The following is a 17,504-nucleotide window of genomic DNA, read 5'->3' on the forward strand; positions in this document are numbered from 1 at the left end:
TTGCAAATGAAAAAGGTGTTAATCATATCTTACTTTAGCCTTCCGTTTGATGTAATTGCATCATACAGAACAAATGCCTATTTGAAGCATTTTCGAAGTTTTGGTTTTTACCCTACAGTCCTAACCCATTATATGGGAATGGAGGAGCAGAATGGGGTGAGTGTAGAGAAAGATGAAACAGGAACGGTTATTCGAGTACCGATTAGAAAAAGCAAACTCAGAGCATTACTTCGTAAGGCTGAGACAATGCCCATCCTTAATAAAGTTTCTATTTTGACCAGGTGGATACTTGGTTTTCTTGATAGCAGACCTGAAATGATTGACAGCTACTATTCACTAAAGGCCTATTGCTTTTCAGAACTTGATGTTACTAAATTCGACATGGTAATTGGAATCTATTCGCCTCACCACCATCTCCGATTGTGCTACAAGCTTCACCGTAAGTTTGAAATCCCTTATGTATTAGATTTTAGAGATCTATGGGATAATAGAATTCTGCATGCTAAATACAGCCCATCGGCAGTTGAGAAAATTCAAGATAAATTAACATTGCGTTGGTGGAGTAAATGGCTGCATAAGGCTTCTTTTTTTACCACTACAAGCGATCCCTGGAGAAGCAAGCTTGAGTTGATCACTGATACAAAAGGGGAAGTGGTCACAAATGGTTTTGATGAAGAATGCTTTACTAATAAAGAATTTAGAAGATCTGATTTATTTACAATCATCCATGCTGGCGCCTTGTATGAAGACTTAGAACTGGTTATTTTTTTGAAGGGATGTAAGGAGTTTTTACGTGCTTTTCCAGACGCAAAATTCAAGATTAAGTTCTTAGGGGCTGATAAGAATAGTGGACCTGGTGGCAAAAGGGTTGGGTTTCTTTCAAATCCGGTTGAACGCATCTTGAAATACATTCCTCAGGACTATGTGGAAATTACTACTCGCGTACCCAAAAGTAGGGTTGTAGATGAAATGTATGATGCACAAATAGTTCTTTTTCTAAGTCATCCTCAGATTAATGGGTGGTATTCAGGAAAAGTGTTTGATTACTTAGGAGCACGTAAGACTATTTTAATGGTACCCGATGATCATAGTGTGGTGGGTGATTTGATTCTTAAAACTAACGCAGGAGTGATCGCAAATACTGCAGAAGAAGTTTGTAGTTACTTAAAGAAATCATATTTAGAATGGCAAAAACAAGGAGAAATCCCATACCATGGAAAAGAGGAAGAAATCATAAGATATTCTAGAAGGAAGCAGGTTGAAAAGATTGCTGGTCTTTTAAATCGATTGTAGATGAGAGTTATTCATTTTTCGGAGCGTTACAGCGTTTCTACTGAAACATTTATTCGTCAATTCTTTACTAAATCTTGTGAGTTCGGAGAATCAAGGTTCTTGTGTTTTGAAGCTACTTCTTCTGATGAGCGGGTCAAAATCTTGCCGCAAATCGCTTACAAGAGGAAAAGTATTTTGGGATTCATAAGATGGATGATAAGTTTATTATCGGTGAGAAAAAAGTGGGAAAAATCCTTTCTAAAAGAAATAGATAATGAGCAAGCGGAGGTTATTCATGTGCATTTTGGGACCTCATTTGTTTCGCTAAAACACTTAATTCTTTCTGGAAAGATTTCGATACCTGTGGTTGTAAGCTTTTACGGATATGATATTTCGGCAAAGCCTCTCAAAGATGAGAAATATGCTAAAGAAATTGGCCAACTTTTGAGTTTGCCTAATGTGTATGCTTTCGGAGAAGGCCCGGAGCTTTGCAAAAAGATTGAATTTTTTGTTGCTGACAGAAGCCGAATTATAGTGAACCCTCTGATTGTTCAGCTTCCGAAAAATGGTCATCAGGCACAATTTGGGAGTCTTTTGAAAGTACTAATGATTGGAAGATTTATTGAAAAAAAAGGATTTCATTTGGCACTACTTGCGTTAGGTGAGTTAATAGAAAAGATTCCATTTTTTGAGATTATTTTGATTGGGACAGGTCCGATGGAAGAGGAATATCGATCTATAGCAAGAAGATATAATATGGAAGACCGTCTTACTTTTTTAGGACTAAGGTCTCACAAAGAGGTTCTAGAAGCTTTACAGAATTCTGATTTTTTTTTACACCCTAGTGTTACAGCAGCGAATGGTGATTCCGAGGGAGGAGCACCGACTATCATCATTGAGGCACAAGCCGCAGGCTTACCTGTGATTGCTTCGGATCACGCAGATATACCATATGTCATGGGGTATCATGATTTTATAAGCCACGAAGGAAGCCTTGAAAGTCTTAAGAGTGTTATTTTGAAAGCGGTTTTCGCCAAGAATCTGGAACATTTGATCGAAAAAGGGATACTGCATGTCCAAAAACAGCATGCTTTCGAAGACTCAACCATTTATGAAGATAATTTGAAGAAGATTATTAATAATTTCGAAGCAAATAATTAGTCTTTGGAAATCCTCTTCAATAAGCCGCTCATTCTTGGAAACGAGAAGCAATACATTGATGACTTGATTCATTCTGGAAATAAATTTTCAGGTGATGGGAGTTATACGAAAGCTTGCAATCAAAAACTTGAAGAAATCACTAAAACAAAGAAGGCATTGCTAACTACCTCCTGTACTCATGCCTTAGAGATGGCTGCTATTTTGATTGATATTAAGCCTGGAGATGAAGTGATTATGTCTTCTTTTACATTTGTTTCAACTGCAAATCCATTTGTTTTAAGAGGAGCAAAAATAGTATTTGTTGATGTCCGTCCGGATACGATGAATATTGATGAGACACAAATTGAGGCGGCAATTACACCAAAGACAAAAGCGATTGTTCCCGTTCATTATGGAGCAGTAGGTTGTGAGATGAAAACCATTAATAATATAGCTGAAAGGCATGGTTTATGGGTGGTTGAAGATGCTGCTCAATGCATTGATTCCTATTATCAGGGAAAGCATCTTGGAACTATTGGGCATTTAGGAGCAATTAGTTTCCATGATACAAAAAACATTCATTGTGGAGAGGGCGGTTGCTTGTTGATTAATGATGAACGGCTATTAGAGCGAGCAGAAATTATCCGTGAAAAAGGAACTAACAGAGCAAAGTTCATAAGAGGTGAAATCGATAAATACTCCTGGGTGGATGCAGGGAGTAGTTACTTACCTAGTGAGTTAAATGCTGCTTTCCTGATGGCTCAACTAGAAAAGGTGAAGCAAGTAACTATGAATCGCCTTCAATCATGGAGGAGGTATCGGGAATTATTGGCTCCCCTAGTTAAGGAGGGTTGCCTTGAGTGGCAGGATGTCCAAGGTCATTGTAAGCATAACGGACATTTATTTTATATAAAACTACCTGATTTAAAAAAACGGACCTCTGCTATTCAAAAATTAAGAAAAAATAAGATTAGTGCAGTTTTTCATTATATCCCTCTTCACTCCTCTATTGCAGGTAGAGAATACGGTGTGTTTATTGGAGAAGATAAGTACACAACTAAAGAAAGTGAAAGGCTCTTAAGACTTCCTATGTGGTTCGGTTTGCAATTAAACGACCAATATATTTCTAAGCTGAAGAAATGTCTGGATTGAAGATTCTTGACATAAGGGAAGCAACACTTGAAGAATGGTTATATCATTGGCGGGAGTGCGAATATGCAGTATACTTTCAATCTCCATGGTGGGGACAGATTTGGGAGTCATATTCAGAGGGATATATAAAATCTAAAGCTGATTATATTTCCTTTTCGGACGGAAAATCATGTATTATTCCTTTCGGCAAAAGTCACTTGATGAAAGGAATTAGCAAAGTGAAATCCTTATCGCAAGGAGGAACATATGGTGGCCCAATATCATCGCAAAAGCTTTCGTTGGCTCATCTGGAATGCATAAAGCATTACCTTCTTGGATTGAGCACAATTAGAATCAAGGATAATCCATACAACCCTATGTTCAGTACAGAAAATGAAAGAGGTGTTGTTAAGGACTGTACCCATCGGATTCCCTTAAAAGATGGCTATCAAACATCTAATTGGAGTAATTCGCATAGAAGATCACTAAAAAAAGCAATTAAAGAGGGTGTAAATGTGAGGGTAGCAGATTGTGAGTCGGACTGGAATGCCTACTTTAAGATTTATCAAAAAACTTTGGAGAGATGGGGTAGCTCTGCATCATCAAACTATTCCAAGAATCTCTTTGATTTAATTCGCATGAAACCAAACACTAAACTGTGGATTTCATGTATGGGTAAAAAAATCATAAGTGGTGCCCTGATCCTATATTCCAAGGATGTAGCAATTTATTGGCACGGAGCTTCCGATGAAGATTTCTTCAATAAAAGGCCAAATCATATACTTTTCAAAAAGATTTTAGATGATTTGACTTCCAACAATTATTCATATTTTGATTTTAATCCTAGTGGAGGTCATTCTGGAGTTGAAAGGTTTAAGGAAGGTTTTGACTCTGTAAAAGTGGACGTATTTCAATTAAATAAAGAGCCCTTCAGTTCCAGAATTGTATCTAAAATTGATGCATTGATTTTTAAATTTTTAATCAATAGAAAAAATGTCTGAGGATAATTATCAGAATTATCATAAAGCCTATTGGGACGGTTTGTCAGAATTAGAGGGATTTCGTTCTGTTCTCGATCCAAATGATCGTTTTGGAACAAAAAACTTGGGAATTCATGAATTACATCAAAAGCAATTGGATAGTGTTTTTAAGAAACTAGATTTCAAAAAAAATAGATTGGTTTTGGATTTTGGATGTGGAATTGGAAGGAATACTGCTTTTCTGCTAAAATATTTTGACGAATATATAGGAGTTGATCAGTCATGTAAAATGTTAGAGAAAGCTAAAGATAATTTTCCCACTCAGCGATTTGTACTTAGTTCGGATGATCAACAAATTATGAACATTAAGGTTGATTTGTTCTTTTCATTTTGGGTATTCCAGCACATTATACAGGATGAAGATCTGATCAAAACACTCAATTATGCTTATTCTATATTGAAAAGTAAGGGGTTCCTAATATTTTGTGAAAGGAGTGCTTTAAGTCGAAGAGAGGAGGGGATGAATGAAGACTATATTGTTCATAGAGACCCAAAGGAATATATCTCCATGGTAAAAGGCGTAGGATTTAGAAAAGTAATGATTAGGAAATTGAATTACCGAAAATCGTCATTGATTGGCCGAATTAGAAAAATTAATAGAACGGGTGAAAATATTTATGTTTTTCAGAAAGCATAGAACCATAATCTTTACGGATTTAGGTAGTTTTTATACACTCTATTTCCCGTTAATTGCTTTGAATTCAAATTACAAAATTCAAAAAATATACATTTCTTCTTCAAGCAGAGAAACATTTGCGGAGCTGAAATCGCTCAGTGTTCTACAGTGGGCAAAAAAACTATTAATACTACTGAAGAGGAGAAAAATAAGTGAATTTGTTAGTTATAGTTACATATGTCTTTGTTCACATAAGTTTCACGAATTCAGAAGGAGTGAATTTGTTTCTGATAGAGTAGATTATGTATCTAGTCTGGGATTTTTAAGGAAAATTCCTTTAGAACAAATTGAGGTAGCAAAATTTACCTCAAATATTCACTGGTCACTTTTGCCTAAATATGCTGGTATGCATCCAGTCTATTGGACTATTCGAAACAGTGAATCTGAATTTGGTTATACAATACATGAATTGGAAGAGGAATTAGATCGCGGATATATTCTTTTTCAAAAATCATTCCCAATAGAAGATGCATTTACAGCAAATGACGTTAACTCTATTTTGAGGGTTGAGTCCAGAAAATCATTTAGTTCTTTTTTGAAGAATCCGCAGAAATTTATAGATGCAGCCTATCCTCAAAATGATAAACAGTTTAAAGCAATAATGAAGAAACCTAGCAAAAAGGATTTCTTGATTACTGAATCTGATACTAAGAAAGAGATACTTTTGAAGTTCAGGTCAGGGACTTTTGATACAAAAATCATTATTGAGGGAGTTGAAAAGAATGTCATAGGTATTGGGTCATTAATTATTAAGAACAATCCCTTATCCTATATTATTGAGTTAAATGGTTTAGAGATATTAGTAGAAGAATGATTTTCAGACCTAAAAAAAAGATTTTCATTTTGGGCAATCAAAAGTCAGGTACTTCTGCGATTGCTAACTTGACGGCAGAAGCAGGAGGTCTTTCCAAAACGATTGATATACCTAAATTATGGCCTCCCTATATTCAGAAGTTAGTTAAAAAGGAAGTCAACTTATCGGATGTCGTAAGGTCAAACAAGAAGTATTTCAAATCAGAACTTATTAAGGAACCAAATCTAACTTTCCTTTTCGAAGAATTATTGAGAATTTATCCTAATGCAGAATATGCAATGGTGGTTCGTAACCCTTTTGGCAATATTAGAAGTATACTTAACCGTTATAAACTGTCTGGTAAGATCGATGCACTGAATCAAGAACAGATATTTAAACTAGGTAATCACTATAATTTGTTTCAAGCAGAAAACTGGAATTTAGAACAAACAGATAATCCAATTGAGGCACTTGCTTTGAGATGGAATCTTGCAGCGAGTGTTTTTATAAACTATAAGGATCATGTCAATATTTCATTAATCAGGTATGAGGATTTTACTGACTCAAAGAGCGAAAGTATTTATGCTTTGTGCGATCTATTGAATACAGCAAAAAGAAACGATATTTCGAAAAGTACTGAAATTCAATTCCAGCCCAAAGGAGACAATTCATTAAGCTATTTAGATTTTTTTGGTCCAACTAACTTCTCTTTAATCAAAGAGACTTGCTGGCCTTTAGCAGCAGAATTTGATTACGGAATAGAATGAGTAACTCATCATCGTTTAGGCATAAGACAGTAAGTGGACTAAAATGGTCATTGATTAATCAAGTTGTTCAATTCATATTTCAATTCTCAAGCTCAATTATTTTAGCCAGGCTATTGTTGCCTGAAGATTACGGGTTATTCGGGATGGTAAATGTGATATCTGGATTTGCTATGATTTTTGCAAATTTTGGTTTGGGTAGTGCAATAATTCAGTCAAAAAGAATTTCTGAGGCACAGCTATCATCTATTTTCTGGTTAAATGTAATAATTGGTGGGGCATTAACAATTACATTTTTCGTTTTAGCCGGACCGATAGCTACTTTTTACGGAGACTCAAGATTAGTTGAAGTCACTAGAATCATTGGACTGAACTTCATAGTTCTTTCAGTAGGATTAGTACATTCATCACTCCTAAGCAAGAAAATGGATTTTAAAGCAATTTTTTTTCTAAATTTCTTGGTTGTAGCAATCAGTTTAATTTTAGCTATATATCTGGCAATTAATGGTTTTGGAGTTTTTGCTCTGGTTGTTCAATCTCTATTATCCTATTTCTTAAGGAGTTTACTTCTTTTTTTTGCTGTAAAATGGAAGCCAAAATTCACTTTCAGTATAAAATCTATTTCTCATCAGTTGAAATTTTCTTCGTTTCTTTTTGGGACCAATAGTATTAGATATTGGACAAGAAATGCAGATAATCTTCTTATTGGTAAGTTTTTAGGACCTGACACGTTGGGGATTTATACCAAATCATATTCTATTATGATGTTACCCCTTAGTAATATCGCAAGTGTTATTTCCCGAGTAATCTTTCCTTCCTTCTCAATGATCCAGGATGATATAGAAAAAATTAAGTCCGTATATTTCAAAATCACCAAAGCAATAGCACTTATTTCATTTCCCTTAATGCTTGGATTATGTGTAACTGCAGATGTTTTTATTCCTGTAGTTTTTGGTCAGAATTGGTCCGAAATGATATTTATTGTTCAGGTCCTTTCCCTTATTGCAATACCTCAATCAATAGGAACTCTTAATGGAAATCTTTACTTATTCTGTGGGAAAACTAAATTCCAATTCAAAGTAACCACCATTATGCACTTAATCGTTGTAGCGTTTATTGCTTATGGGGTAACTCAGGGTTTAAAAACATTGGTAATATGTTATGGATTGGGATCTCTGTTAATTATGTATCATAATTTCAAATATCCACTTTCCTTAATTAATGCTAAATTTATAGAACTAGTCCTTAATCTCTTACCCATTTTCATATATGCTACGGTAATGGCTATTGTCGTGAGGCTAATTCACATTGGCTTAAGCGATCAATTAGAAGATGCTTTTCTGCTGCTTATCGATATAATTTCAGGAATTACAATTTATTCCGTATTACTTATCAGCTTTGAGTCTAACTTTTTAAGTTATTTGCTGAAGCTAGTCAGAAAAAACGCATAAATATTTGTGAAGTTTGTCAATTTGATACTAAAAAGAGTCGTAAACTTTTCTTGTTTACTTCCAATGACGTTACTGTCGCAAACTGCTGAATTCAATATGCTTGACACGGCATGTCAAGATCAAAATATATCAATAGATAATCAGTCAACTAGTGTTGTTGAATATTATTGGGATTTTTGTGTTGGCGATTTATCTCAATCACCAAGTCCATCAATACTTCTTACTGACTCAGACCTTAATCAAGTTTTCTCTAATTCTGTTCTAAAGACAGATAGTTATCAGTATGTTTTCGCGGCTAACTTTAGTAGTAATAAATTAATCCGATTAAAATATAATTTAGATTTTACCAACTTGATAGAGAAGAGGACTTATGCATCGCCTCTTCTAGATGGACCAAATTCCATCGAGGTTTTAAAATACGAAAATAATTGGTATGGCTTTGTTTCAAATTTCAATACTGATGAAATAATCAGGATTGATTTTGGTGACAACCTAGATAATGATCCAGGTTTTGAAGTTCTGGTTTCTAGCGAAGAACTTAACTCGCCGACAGGATTGACATATATATACGAAGGTGAGTCATTTTACTTATTAGCTGTTAATGGATCAAATTCAGATCCTTCAATAGTTAAGTTTGAAATGGATAACCCCAGCTCATTAATCAACTCTTTGATGAAGCATGTCAGCCCTTTTGGTTCATCTTTAAGAGGGATTGATATTAAGAGAGTAGGTACTGATTATGTAGGTTTCATTGCTTCATTTAATGGAAATACGCTTGTGCGATTGGATATTTCTACCTCATTATCGAATCCGCCATCGTTTTCAGCTGATGCGAATCTTAGCTATCTATCAAATACTGATGTATCAATGATTTACGAAGGGGGTAAATTATATAGTTATGTTATTCAAAGAAATGGCTCATTGCTTAGACATAGGTTTGCATTGAACAGTAATTCAATCGAAAGTTCCTCCAACTTAGGAAATTTGGGGACACTTACTGGTAATTCATTTGGATTAACATTGGTTAATGACTCATCCAAATACTATGCGCTAGTAAATGATTATAATGCTAATAGACTATATTTATTGGATTTCGAAAATGATTGTGTAATTAATGGGAATCATATTTCAACTTCATTTGAACCCGTAGTAAACTATTCGGCAGCTGGGTATGGAAAAGTCGCTTTAACTAGCACCACAAATGATAGTATTAGATATTATGACCTAGACTCAGTTTTAATAACTTCCAACTTTGCTCCCTCGATATCTATATCATTGGATGCATCACGTTGTATAACGAATGCCAACACCTTTACCCCCTCCATAACTGGTCTCTCCTCTTACTCATGGGATTTTGATGGAAACGGGATCGAAGACAGTAACGCAGAGAACCCTCAGGTGCTGTTTGATACCCTTGGAGGAGCAGGTACCTACACGGTCAGACTGGATGTGAGTGATGGCAGCTGTGATAATTTTTATGAGAAGGATATAACGATTTATCCCGATCCACCCATTCCAAGTTTTACGGTAACATCTGGTAGTACGTTTTGTACCAATAATGAATTGACCTTAACCAACACGACAGATGAAACGGGATATGATGACGTACTCAGTTATCAGTGGGTGATTGATGGGGATGAGGTCAATCAAAAAGATACGGTATACACCTTTACAGACTCTGGGATAAAGACCATTACGCTTCAAAGTTTTTTACCCGGATGTAGTTCAATACTGTCAAGCCAAGATATTACGATCGACGAAGGGCCAGACGTAAGCTTCAGTTATACAAACAATTGTTTTGGTGAAGCGATTTCATTTATAAGTGAGGTGACAGGAGCAAATATTACGAGTTATGCCTGGGATTTTGGTGATGGAGTAGGAACGAGTAGCCAGGCGGATACGGTCTATCAATATGCAACTGCTGGAACCTACACGGTTCAACTTACTGTAGGTAATGTTGCAGGTTGTGAGACAGTTTATTCAGAAGACATCACCGTAAATGATGGAGTATTAGCTGATTTTACTTTTGACGAGGCAATCGAAAATTTACCTGTTCAGTTTTCGGCAGTGGATCAAACGTTATCGAATGATTCGATTATTAGTTGGAGTTGGGATTTTTCTGGGCTAGGGAATAGTAGTCAACAGAATCCTATTTTCACCTTTTCTGAGGGTAGTTTCACAGTTGATTTATCTGTGCAAACAGCTCAGGGATGTATGTTTACTGTGCAAAAAGAGGTTGTAGTCGCTGTTGCCGCTCGTCCAACCTCATCATTTTCAATTTCATCAACTTCCGTTTGTGTTGACGAACAATTAGAAATTGAAAACACCAGCGTTAATGCGATTTCATATGAGTGGGATTTTTGTTTGGGGGATTACCTAAATCCGGCTGAGGGTTTTGATCTTGGAGTTTTGGATCCAGAAATTTTATCATCAGTATTTGATCAGTCCACTGTCTTAAATAGCTCGGGAGGTTTTCATAGCTACATTCTATCCACTGGCAATAATCATTTGTTCCGTATTGATTTTGACTCGTTATCATCAGATTATACAATTACTGACCTGGGAGACCTAGGAATTGGAGAAGAAAAGCGTGGTATAATCATAGAGCATGAGGGCAGTCAGTTATTTGGGTTTATTGGAACATTGGAAGGGGTGGTTTATCGGATACTATTAGATAGTTACACTGATTCAAGCCCTTCGATTGATTCATTAGGCGAATACGGAGTAAGTGATTTGAGAGGATTTGATTTAGTAACAGATGTCCATGGCAATAAGTATGCTATAGTAAGTGGAGGAGGAGATAGCGGCGCTTTATTGATATTGGACTTTTCGTCCTCCTACCTTGGAATTGTTTCGAGTCATTCAATACGAACGATTTCGGGTGTTCTTTTTCCAACAGATGTTCAGTTGGTAAGAGAATCAAGTAATTGGTATGGGTTAGTTAGCGGTGCTGGTAGTAATTTTCATCACTTATCTTTAGGATCATCACTAAGTAGTGGTTCAGTGACAGTCACATCTCTTGGTATAGGAAGGAGTGCTGGTTTTGGTTTGGTTAATGAAACGGGAGAATATGTTGCACTTGTGAATACAACAAGTATTGGTGTAATCAATCGCTTAAACTTTGGTGCCAGTTTAAGTCATACATCACCTACAGTTGATGATACATTAGGCAATGTTTCTGGGTTATTTAATACGAATCCTGCTTTTGAGGTGATCAAAGGAGAAGGTATTCATTACATGCTAGGCATTGGGTTTAACACGAATCAGTATTCAATGGCCCGTTTTTCAGACACGTCATGTGAAAGTTCTTTAGGATACTTTGCTGGGGAGGCCCCTGTGGGAGTTAGTTACACGAGTGCAGGTGTATATGATATTGAATTAAGAGCTATAGACGAGAATGGAAATGTGGATATTGCTACAGAGCAAGTAACTGTAAAATCAGATATAGCACCGGATGCGAGCTTTAATATTGATATTAACAAATGCATCTCCAATGCCAACACCTTCACTCCATCGGTTACCGGTCTTTCCTACTCCTGGGACTTCAATAATGACGGCATAGAAGACAGCAATGAAGAGAGTCCACAGGTGCTGTTTGATACTTTAGGAGGAGCAGGGACTTACACAGTCAGATTAGATGTAAGTGATGGTAGTTGTAATAATTTCATAGAGCAAGAAATCACCATCTATAACCCACCTCCGGCCCCAGCTTACACTGTTTCAGCAACCAGGTACTGCATTGATGCACCAATTGTCTTTAATAATACCACCGATGATGCTTCCTATGCCGGCCCTTTGACTTATTCATGGGAATTTATCGATGATGCAACCTCTACAGTAGTGGGAACTTCTGATGAAGAAAACCCTACATTTTCATTTAATACCTCAGGCACTAAAACGGTCATTCTAACTTCCAATATCCCCGGATGTGAAGAAACCACACAACAAACAATAACAATCAATCCAAGCCCGACAGCAGGCTTTTCAGCCACCTCCGTTTGTCAGGAAGAACCGATGCTATTCACCAATTCAAGTGCCAATGCTGATACCTACTTCTGGGATTTTGGTGATGGATTCACATCCACTGCCGAAAACCCCAGTCATATTTTTACGGCTTCCGGAAACTACTCGGTAGCATTGACTGCCACTGACAGCAATGGCTGTGATAATACAACGGTCAATGAAGTTTCTGTATCCGCCACTCCGGTTCCTAATTTTGATTTTGATATCCCATGCACCTCATCAGAGGGTATTCAGTTCTTTGATATGTCCACGGTAGAAAATGCGGATATCGTATCATGGACATGGGAGGTAGATGGTGTAGAGGAATCAACGGAACAAAATCCCACCATACTATTTGATTCGGAAGGCATTAAAACAATTGGACTCACTACCGTCAGCTCCAATGGATGCGAGTCATTCTACACGGAAGATATTGAAATTTTAGCTGCACCACAGCCGGATTTTCAGACTCAAATTGGCTGTCAGGGTGAGGCTTCAAGTTTTATGGACAATACCACTTTCAGTGGGAACATCGTTTCGTATGTCTGGACCATTGATGGGGTAACATATAACTCAGAAAATGTGGATCACATCTTTGAAAGCCCTGGTATTTATGATGTGTCACTTGAAGTTACCGGTCAGAATTTCTGTTCGGAATCAATTACGAGGCAAATAGAGGTGCTGCAATTACCTGCTGCTGATTTTGACATATCAGGTACGTGTGATAATGAGATATTAGAAGCGACTGACCTCTCTCAGGCTTTTAATGATGCAATTGTATCAAGAACATGGCTCCTTGATGGAGAAGCTGTAGGAAACGGATCTGAGCTATTCCTAAATAGTTTAGAAAGCGGTACGTATACATTAACCCTTGAATTGCAAACAGCAGCCGGCTGTGTAACCAGCTATTCGGAACCTCTGGAAATCAATAATGCTCCGACTGCTTCATTTACAGCATCAAAAAATCATGGTCTGCCAAATGATCGCATAAACTTTACTAATTCATCGATTGGGGCGGTTGACTATCAATGGTTGTTGAATGGTTCACAGTTCGGTACCAGCGCTGATGCTGAATCGATCACATTTTCGGAGGTCGGTACGCAAGTGGTTAGCTTGGTGGCACAAAACAGTCTTGGGTGTATTGATACTACAAGTCAGGAAATACTAATTGCAATACCGGAAGTCGATCTGGCCATCGGTAATCTGGAGTTGGTTGCCGAGGACAATACGGGACGAATATTTCTCGAAGTTCAGAATTTTAGTAATCTGCCAATAGAAATCACAAAGGCAGAGATTACGCTGGAGGATCAATTTAAAATTACCGAGCAAATTGAGCAATTTGTTGAAATTGGCGAAACCAGGTTAGTTAGCCTGAATATTGGGGTACCACTTACCAATTCCGAACCGGGATACCTCTGTGTAAACCTTGTTTCTGAATACGTAGGATACCCGGATATTAATCCGCTTGATAATGAGAAATGCATCAATATTCAGCCAGTAATAAAGGTTGAAAATCCATTTCCAAACCCGGTTACAGATCGTTTTAGGCTAAAGGTAGTTGCTCCGAATGGTGGCGATGCAACATTAAGACTCATCAATTCAGCCGGAAAAATTCAAATTCAAAAGACTTATAGTGCGACGGAAGGTCTAAACAATTTCTTTGTTGAAATGAGTACACTAGATCCGGGCATTTACTTCGTGACTGTCGATATATCCGGGACCATATTTAAACGAAAAGTGATTAAACTTTAATTGTAGGCTTTCGTTAGGGTCTTTTATCAATTAATTGTTAAAGGTTTGTAGTTTATTTAAATGGTTGCCAAAATTTTTATTAATCCTATTAATTTTGCAGCGAATAAAATTTTGTTCTACTCTTAAATAGCAAGGAGTGGAAGGTAAATAAAAGTACTCATGAAAATACAATCATCGCGCATCAAGCTGGATAAGATCGACCGGAAGATTCTTGACATTCTACAGTCAAATGCTAAAATCACCAACGCTCAGCTTTCTAAAGATATTGGACTATCGCCAGCGCCAACCCTTGAGCGAGTAAAGAAGTTGGAAACTTCAGGAATTATTAAAAGTTATCACGCCAAGCTTGATACTGACAAGGTTGGATTGGGAGTTCACACATTTGTTCAGGTATCACTCAAAGGTCATAACAAACGAAATATTGATGCTTTCATTAATGAAATCAATGCCATTCCTGAAGTGATTGAATGTCACCATATCACAGGATCAGGAGATTTCATTCTTAAAATCATTAGTAGCGATATCCAATCATATCAAAAGCTGATGCTGGAAAAGGTATCTGAAATTGAGGTGGTTGACGGCTTGCAATCTATGATAATACTCTCTACTTTCAAGGACAGCAAAGTAATGCCTGTACCTGAGAATGAGCAATAATCAGATTTTAACTCAGCCTAAAGTCGATCAGATTGTACGTCGGATTGGCTACCAAATCTATGAAAACAACATGGGTGAGGACCTTGTGTTGGTGGGAGTGGATGCTGGTGGAAGAAAGCTGGCTGATCAGATCAATAAAACTCTCAAAGAGATATCTGGTAAAAAATCCATTTGCCATACCATATCTCTTGATAAAGAAAATCCCCTCAATAAGGACATCCTCATTGATGGGGATGTCTCTGATTTGAAAAACAAATCGGTCATTTTATGTGATGATGTGCTGAATAGCGGAAGAACCTTGGCTTATAGCTTAACCAAGCTTTTGACGTTACATGTAAAAAAAGTTGAAACAGCTGTGCTGGTTCTACGAACTCACGGACGTTTCCCTATTTATGCTAACTATAAAGGGTATGAGCTTTCTACGACCATCAAAGAGCATGTAGAAGTAAAGCCTGGTGAGGGAGTCTTTTTGAACTGAGATAGTTCCTCTGCGCACCCTTTCATCCCTAAAGGGATCCAGCGCACACCTTTTATTCCCTATGGTTCAATTCCTACGCACACCCTTTATTCCCTAAAGGGATCAACGTGCGCAGATCGATTAAATTAAAATTTTGGATTGTACCGCTGTAGGGGCCGGGGGTAGTAGAATTGATTCCTCCGCACACCCTATAATTCCCTAAGGTTCAATTCCTCCACACACCCTTTCATCCCTAAAGGGACCAACAGCACGGATCAATTAAATTAAAATTCAGATGGCACCCCTTCAGGGGCCGGGGGTAGTAGAATTGCTTGTCCTCTGCTCACCCTTTAATTCCCTAAAGGGATCCATCACACATTTCTTTAAGAGTCAAACTTATTAAGGCACCCCTTTAGGGGCCGGGGGCTTTCATCACCCTTCCAACGGTTCGGTTGGGGGTATTAAAATTGCATGTCCTCCACACACCCTTTCATCCCTAAAGGGACCAACAGCTCGGACCTGTTAAATTAAAAATTTGAATTGTACCGCTGTGGGGGCGGGATTCCAATATTTAACACATTATCAAAAAGGCGATTTTGAATGGGGTGATGTGAATCAATATCTTTATGACAATGAGTATTGATAATCGACCGATGTTTTACGGAGCGACTCCTGCAATTTTTGAAAAGGCTAGAATCTTGCGTGAAAATATGACTGAGGCAGAGCAACACTTGTGGAAATATTTAAGTCATAAGAAACTTGAAGGACTCAAATTCAGAAGACAGCATCCTATGGCTGGATTTATAGCTGATTTTTATTGTCACAGCGAAAGACTTGTAATAGAACTAGATGGAGGCATTCATGATGAATTAGAACAAGAGGTGTACGATAAAGGTAGACAAAGTGAGATTGAGGCTATGGGTGTTAGAGTACTTCGCTTTAAGAATCAAGAAGTTTTTGATGATGTTCAGTCAGTTCTTGAAAAGATTAAAAACTTTATCAAAAGTGAAAAAATCAGTAATTGATTCCTCCACGCACCCTTTCATCCCTAAAGGGATTTATCGCACATTTTTTAAGAGTCAAACTTATTAAGGCACCCCTTCAGGGGCCGGGGGGTTCATCACCCTATAGGACGGTCTGACGGTTCGGTTGGGGAGTAGTATTAAATCCTCCGCACACCCTTTAATTCCCTAAAGGGATCTATCGCACATTTTTTTAAGTGTCAAACTTATTAAGGCACCCCTTCAGGGGCCGGGGGGTTCATCATCCTATAGGACGGTCTGACGGTTCGGTTGGGGAGTAGTTAAAATTGATAGGCCGGGGGTTTCTTAATAATCCTTATATAGATTCGGCTTCCTGGTCAGCATCTCCAAACTCATTTCAACCAGCTTTCCCATATTTTCACATTCCAGGAAATCCTGATCTTCATAGAATTCAGCCAGCTCTTTTCTCAAACGCTTGATGTTTTCAGGCTTTGAAAGCTTATCTTTTTTCATAGCGGATAGCAAATCTGCAACACGCTTATGTTCCACCTTTAACCTGTTAGCAATGTTCGATCGTTCCTCTCGTTGGTATTGCCTCACGGTCTCTGGTGTCATGTGCTTTAGGCCGATTTTAATTATGGGATTGTTCTGTGTGTAGTATTGTGGCAAATAAATCGCTCTTCTCCCTTCATAGGATTGCTGGTCAAAGTCAATGGCTCTTAGACGATACTCCACGTCTTCAAAATCTGGTGTAATATCAATTACAAAATTGCTGCTGTGCATATCCCCAAGTAAGCGAACAAAACATCGTTCATTAAATTTCACAAATTCTTTAGCAAGACGAATTTCATTCAGGTTTGCACTTCCAAGGTATTTCTTAATGAAAAGCTCGGCAGGAATTCCTACGATATGCTCTTCTATCAGCGTTTCTCTATTGACTACATAGCTGATTTTATTAGGAGACAAAAGGTGCTCAAGTTCTAAACCGTAGATACGAGATGCATCTGCATTTTTAATGTAGAAATAGTCAAAGTTGTCGTTAATTTGATTAACCACCCTGATTCTGAATGGCTGTGTGTTTCCATACACACACAAGTCTACCCGATCGATAATCAGGTGATCCATTACGGACAGATCCCCGTCTGATTTCATGATGGCATATACTTTTTTCAATGAAGCATTGATGTGCTCCATATCTCCCTGAGGGAAAAAGACTGTTTCCCAAAGCGTATCATTACCCGATTTATCATAAAGCGGGATGGAATTATCATATCGGAGTAGATCACCATAGTAGATCGGTAGATTTATCTCTCGATCATACTTTTTTATATATGACCTCAGCGATTTGCTAATTGGAAAAATCTCTTTCTTTTTACTAATTATCGCCAT

Annotated in this window: 13 protein-coding genes; 12 read left to right on the forward strand and 1 reads right to left on the reverse strand. The window is 37.5% G+C overall.

What is annotated here, in order from left to right; translation table 11 throughout:
• Positions 1–6: 6 nt before the first annotated feature.
• The 12 genes from ACQK2H_RS05035 (at position 7) to ACQK2H_RS05090 (ending at position 16,157) form a co-directional block, all read left to right on the forward strand.
• On the forward strand, positions 7–1,293 hold the full coding sequence (locus ACQK2H_RS05035) for a hypothetical protein (protein WP_425390376.1): 1,287 nt from the start codon (positions 7–9) through the stop codon (positions 1,291–1,293).
• Positions 1,294–2,433, forward strand: a complete 1,140-nt coding sequence (locus ACQK2H_RS05040) for a glycosyltransferase (protein WP_425390377.1) — start codon at positions 1,294–1,296, stop codon at positions 2,431–2,433. It begins immediately after the preceding gene.
• Between the two features lie 3 nt (positions 2,434–2,436).
• Positions 2,437–3,564, forward strand: coding sequence for a dTDP-4-amino-4,6-dideoxygalactose transaminase (gene rffA / locus ACQK2H_RS05045; RefSeq protein WP_425390378.1), 1,128 nt, complete (start codon positions 2,437–2,439; stop codon positions 3,562–3,564).
• Complete coding sequence (locus tag ACQK2H_RS05050; protein ID WP_425390379.1) at positions 3,552–4,544, forward strand: GNAT family N-acetyltransferase; 993 nt, start codon at positions 3,552–3,554, stop codon at positions 4,542–4,544. Before rffA ends, ACQK2H_RS05050 begins: the two co-directional genes overlap by 13 nt.
• Positions 4,537–5,220 (forward strand): class I SAM-dependent DNA methyltransferase, encoded by a 684-nt coding sequence (locus ACQK2H_RS05055; protein WP_425390380.1) that lies wholly within the window; start codon positions 4,537–4,539, stop codon positions 5,218–5,220. Before ACQK2H_RS05050 ends, ACQK2H_RS05055 begins: the two co-directional genes overlap by 8 nt.
• Positions 5,159–6,073, forward strand: a complete 915-nt coding sequence (locus ACQK2H_RS05060; protein WP_425390381.1) for a formyltransferase family protein — start codon at positions 5,159–5,161, stop codon at positions 6,071–6,073. Before ACQK2H_RS05055 ends, ACQK2H_RS05060 begins: the two co-directional genes overlap by 62 nt.
• Positions 6,070–6,819 carry a hypothetical protein gene (locus ACQK2H_RS05065; protein WP_425390382.1) on the forward strand — a complete coding sequence of 250 codons (750 nt, stop codon included), beginning with the start codon at positions 6,070–6,072 and terminating at the stop codon, positions 6,817–6,819. Before ACQK2H_RS05060 ends, ACQK2H_RS05065 begins: the two co-directional genes overlap by 4 nt.
• Entirely contained in the window at positions 6,816–8,267 is a 1,452-nt protein-coding gene (locus ACQK2H_RS05070; protein ID WP_425390383.1) for an MOP flippase family protein, read from the forward strand. The genes ACQK2H_RS05065 and ACQK2H_RS05070 overlap by 4 nt, the downstream gene beginning before the upstream one ends.
• 63 nt (positions 8,268–8,330) lie before the next feature.
• Positions 8,331–14,021 carry a PKD domain-containing protein gene (locus ACQK2H_RS05075; RefSeq protein WP_425390384.1) on the forward strand — a complete coding sequence of 1,897 codons (5,691 nt, stop codon included), beginning with the start codon at positions 8,331–8,333 and terminating at the stop codon, positions 14,019–14,021.
• Positions 14,022–14,180: 159 nt separating this feature from the next.
• Positions 14,181–14,675, forward strand: coding sequence for an Lrp/AsnC family transcriptional regulator (locus ACQK2H_RS05080; protein ID WP_425390385.1), 495 nt, complete (start codon positions 14,181–14,183; stop codon positions 14,673–14,675).
• Positions 14,665–15,153, forward strand: coding sequence for a phosphoribosyltransferase family protein (locus ACQK2H_RS05085; RefSeq protein ID WP_425390386.1), 489 nt, complete (start codon positions 14,665–14,667; stop codon positions 15,151–15,153). Before ACQK2H_RS05080 ends, ACQK2H_RS05085 begins: the two co-directional genes overlap by 11 nt.
• Positions 15,154–15,764: 611 nt before the next feature.
• On the forward strand, positions 15,765–16,157 hold the full coding sequence (locus tag ACQK2H_RS05090) for an endonuclease domain-containing protein (RefSeq protein WP_425390387.1): 393 nt from the start codon (positions 15,765–15,767) through the stop codon (positions 16,155–16,157).
• 303 nt (positions 16,158–16,460) lie between these two features.
• Here ACQK2H_RS05090 and ACQK2H_RS05095 read toward each other — a convergent pair whose 3' ends face one another.
• Positions 16,461–17,504, reverse strand: a complete 1,044-nt coding sequence (locus ACQK2H_RS05095) for a hypothetical protein (RefSeq protein ID WP_425390388.1) — start codon at positions 17,502–17,504, stop codon at positions 16,461–16,463.

The sequence above is a fragment of the Ekhidna sp. genome, assembly GCF_965228795.1.
GTDB lineage: Bacteria > Bacteroidota > Bacteroidia > Cytophagales > Cyclobacteriaceae > Ekhidna.

Coding starts and splice junctions, on each gene's coding strand:
- ACQK2H_RS05035 (WP_425390376.1), top strand. CDS start 7: ATGAAAAAGGTGTTAATCATATCTTACTTTAGCCTTCCGTTTGATGTA.
- ACQK2H_RS05040 (WP_425390377.1), top strand. CDS start 1,294: ATGAGAGTTATTCATTTTTCGGAGCGTTACAGCGTTTCTACTGAAACA.
- ACQK2H_RS05050 (WP_425390379.1), top strand. CDS start 3,552: ATGTCTGGATTGAAGATTCTTGACATAAGGGAAGCAACACTTGAAGAA.
- ACQK2H_RS05055 (WP_425390380.1), top strand. CDS start 4,537: ATGTCTGAGGATAATTATCAGAATTATCATAAAGCCTATTGGGACGGT.
- ACQK2H_RS05065 (WP_425390382.1), top strand. CDS start 6,070: ATGATTTTCAGACCTAAAAAAAAGATTTTCATTTTGGGCAATCAAAAG.
- ACQK2H_RS05070 (WP_425390383.1), top strand. CDS start 6,816: ATGAGTAACTCATCATCGTTTAGGCATAAGACAGTAAGTGGACTAAAA.
- ACQK2H_RS05075 (WP_425390384.1), top strand. CDS start 8,331: ATGACGTTACTGTCGCAAACTGCTGAATTCAATATGCTTGACACGGCA.
- ACQK2H_RS05080 (WP_425390385.1), top strand. CDS start 14,181: ATGAAAATACAATCATCGCGCATCAAGCTGGATAAGATCGACCGGAAG.
- ACQK2H_RS05085 (WP_425390386.1), top strand. CDS start 14,665: ATGAGCAATAATCAGATTTTAACTCAGCCTAAAGTCGATCAGATTGTA.
- ACQK2H_RS05090 (WP_425390387.1), top strand. CDS start 15,765: ATGAGTATTGATAATCGACCGATGTTTTACGGAGCGACTCCTGCAATT.
- ACQK2H_RS05095 (WP_425390388.1), bottom strand. CDS start 17,504: ATGGCGATAATTAGTAAAAAGAAAGAGATTTTTCCAATTAGCAAATCG.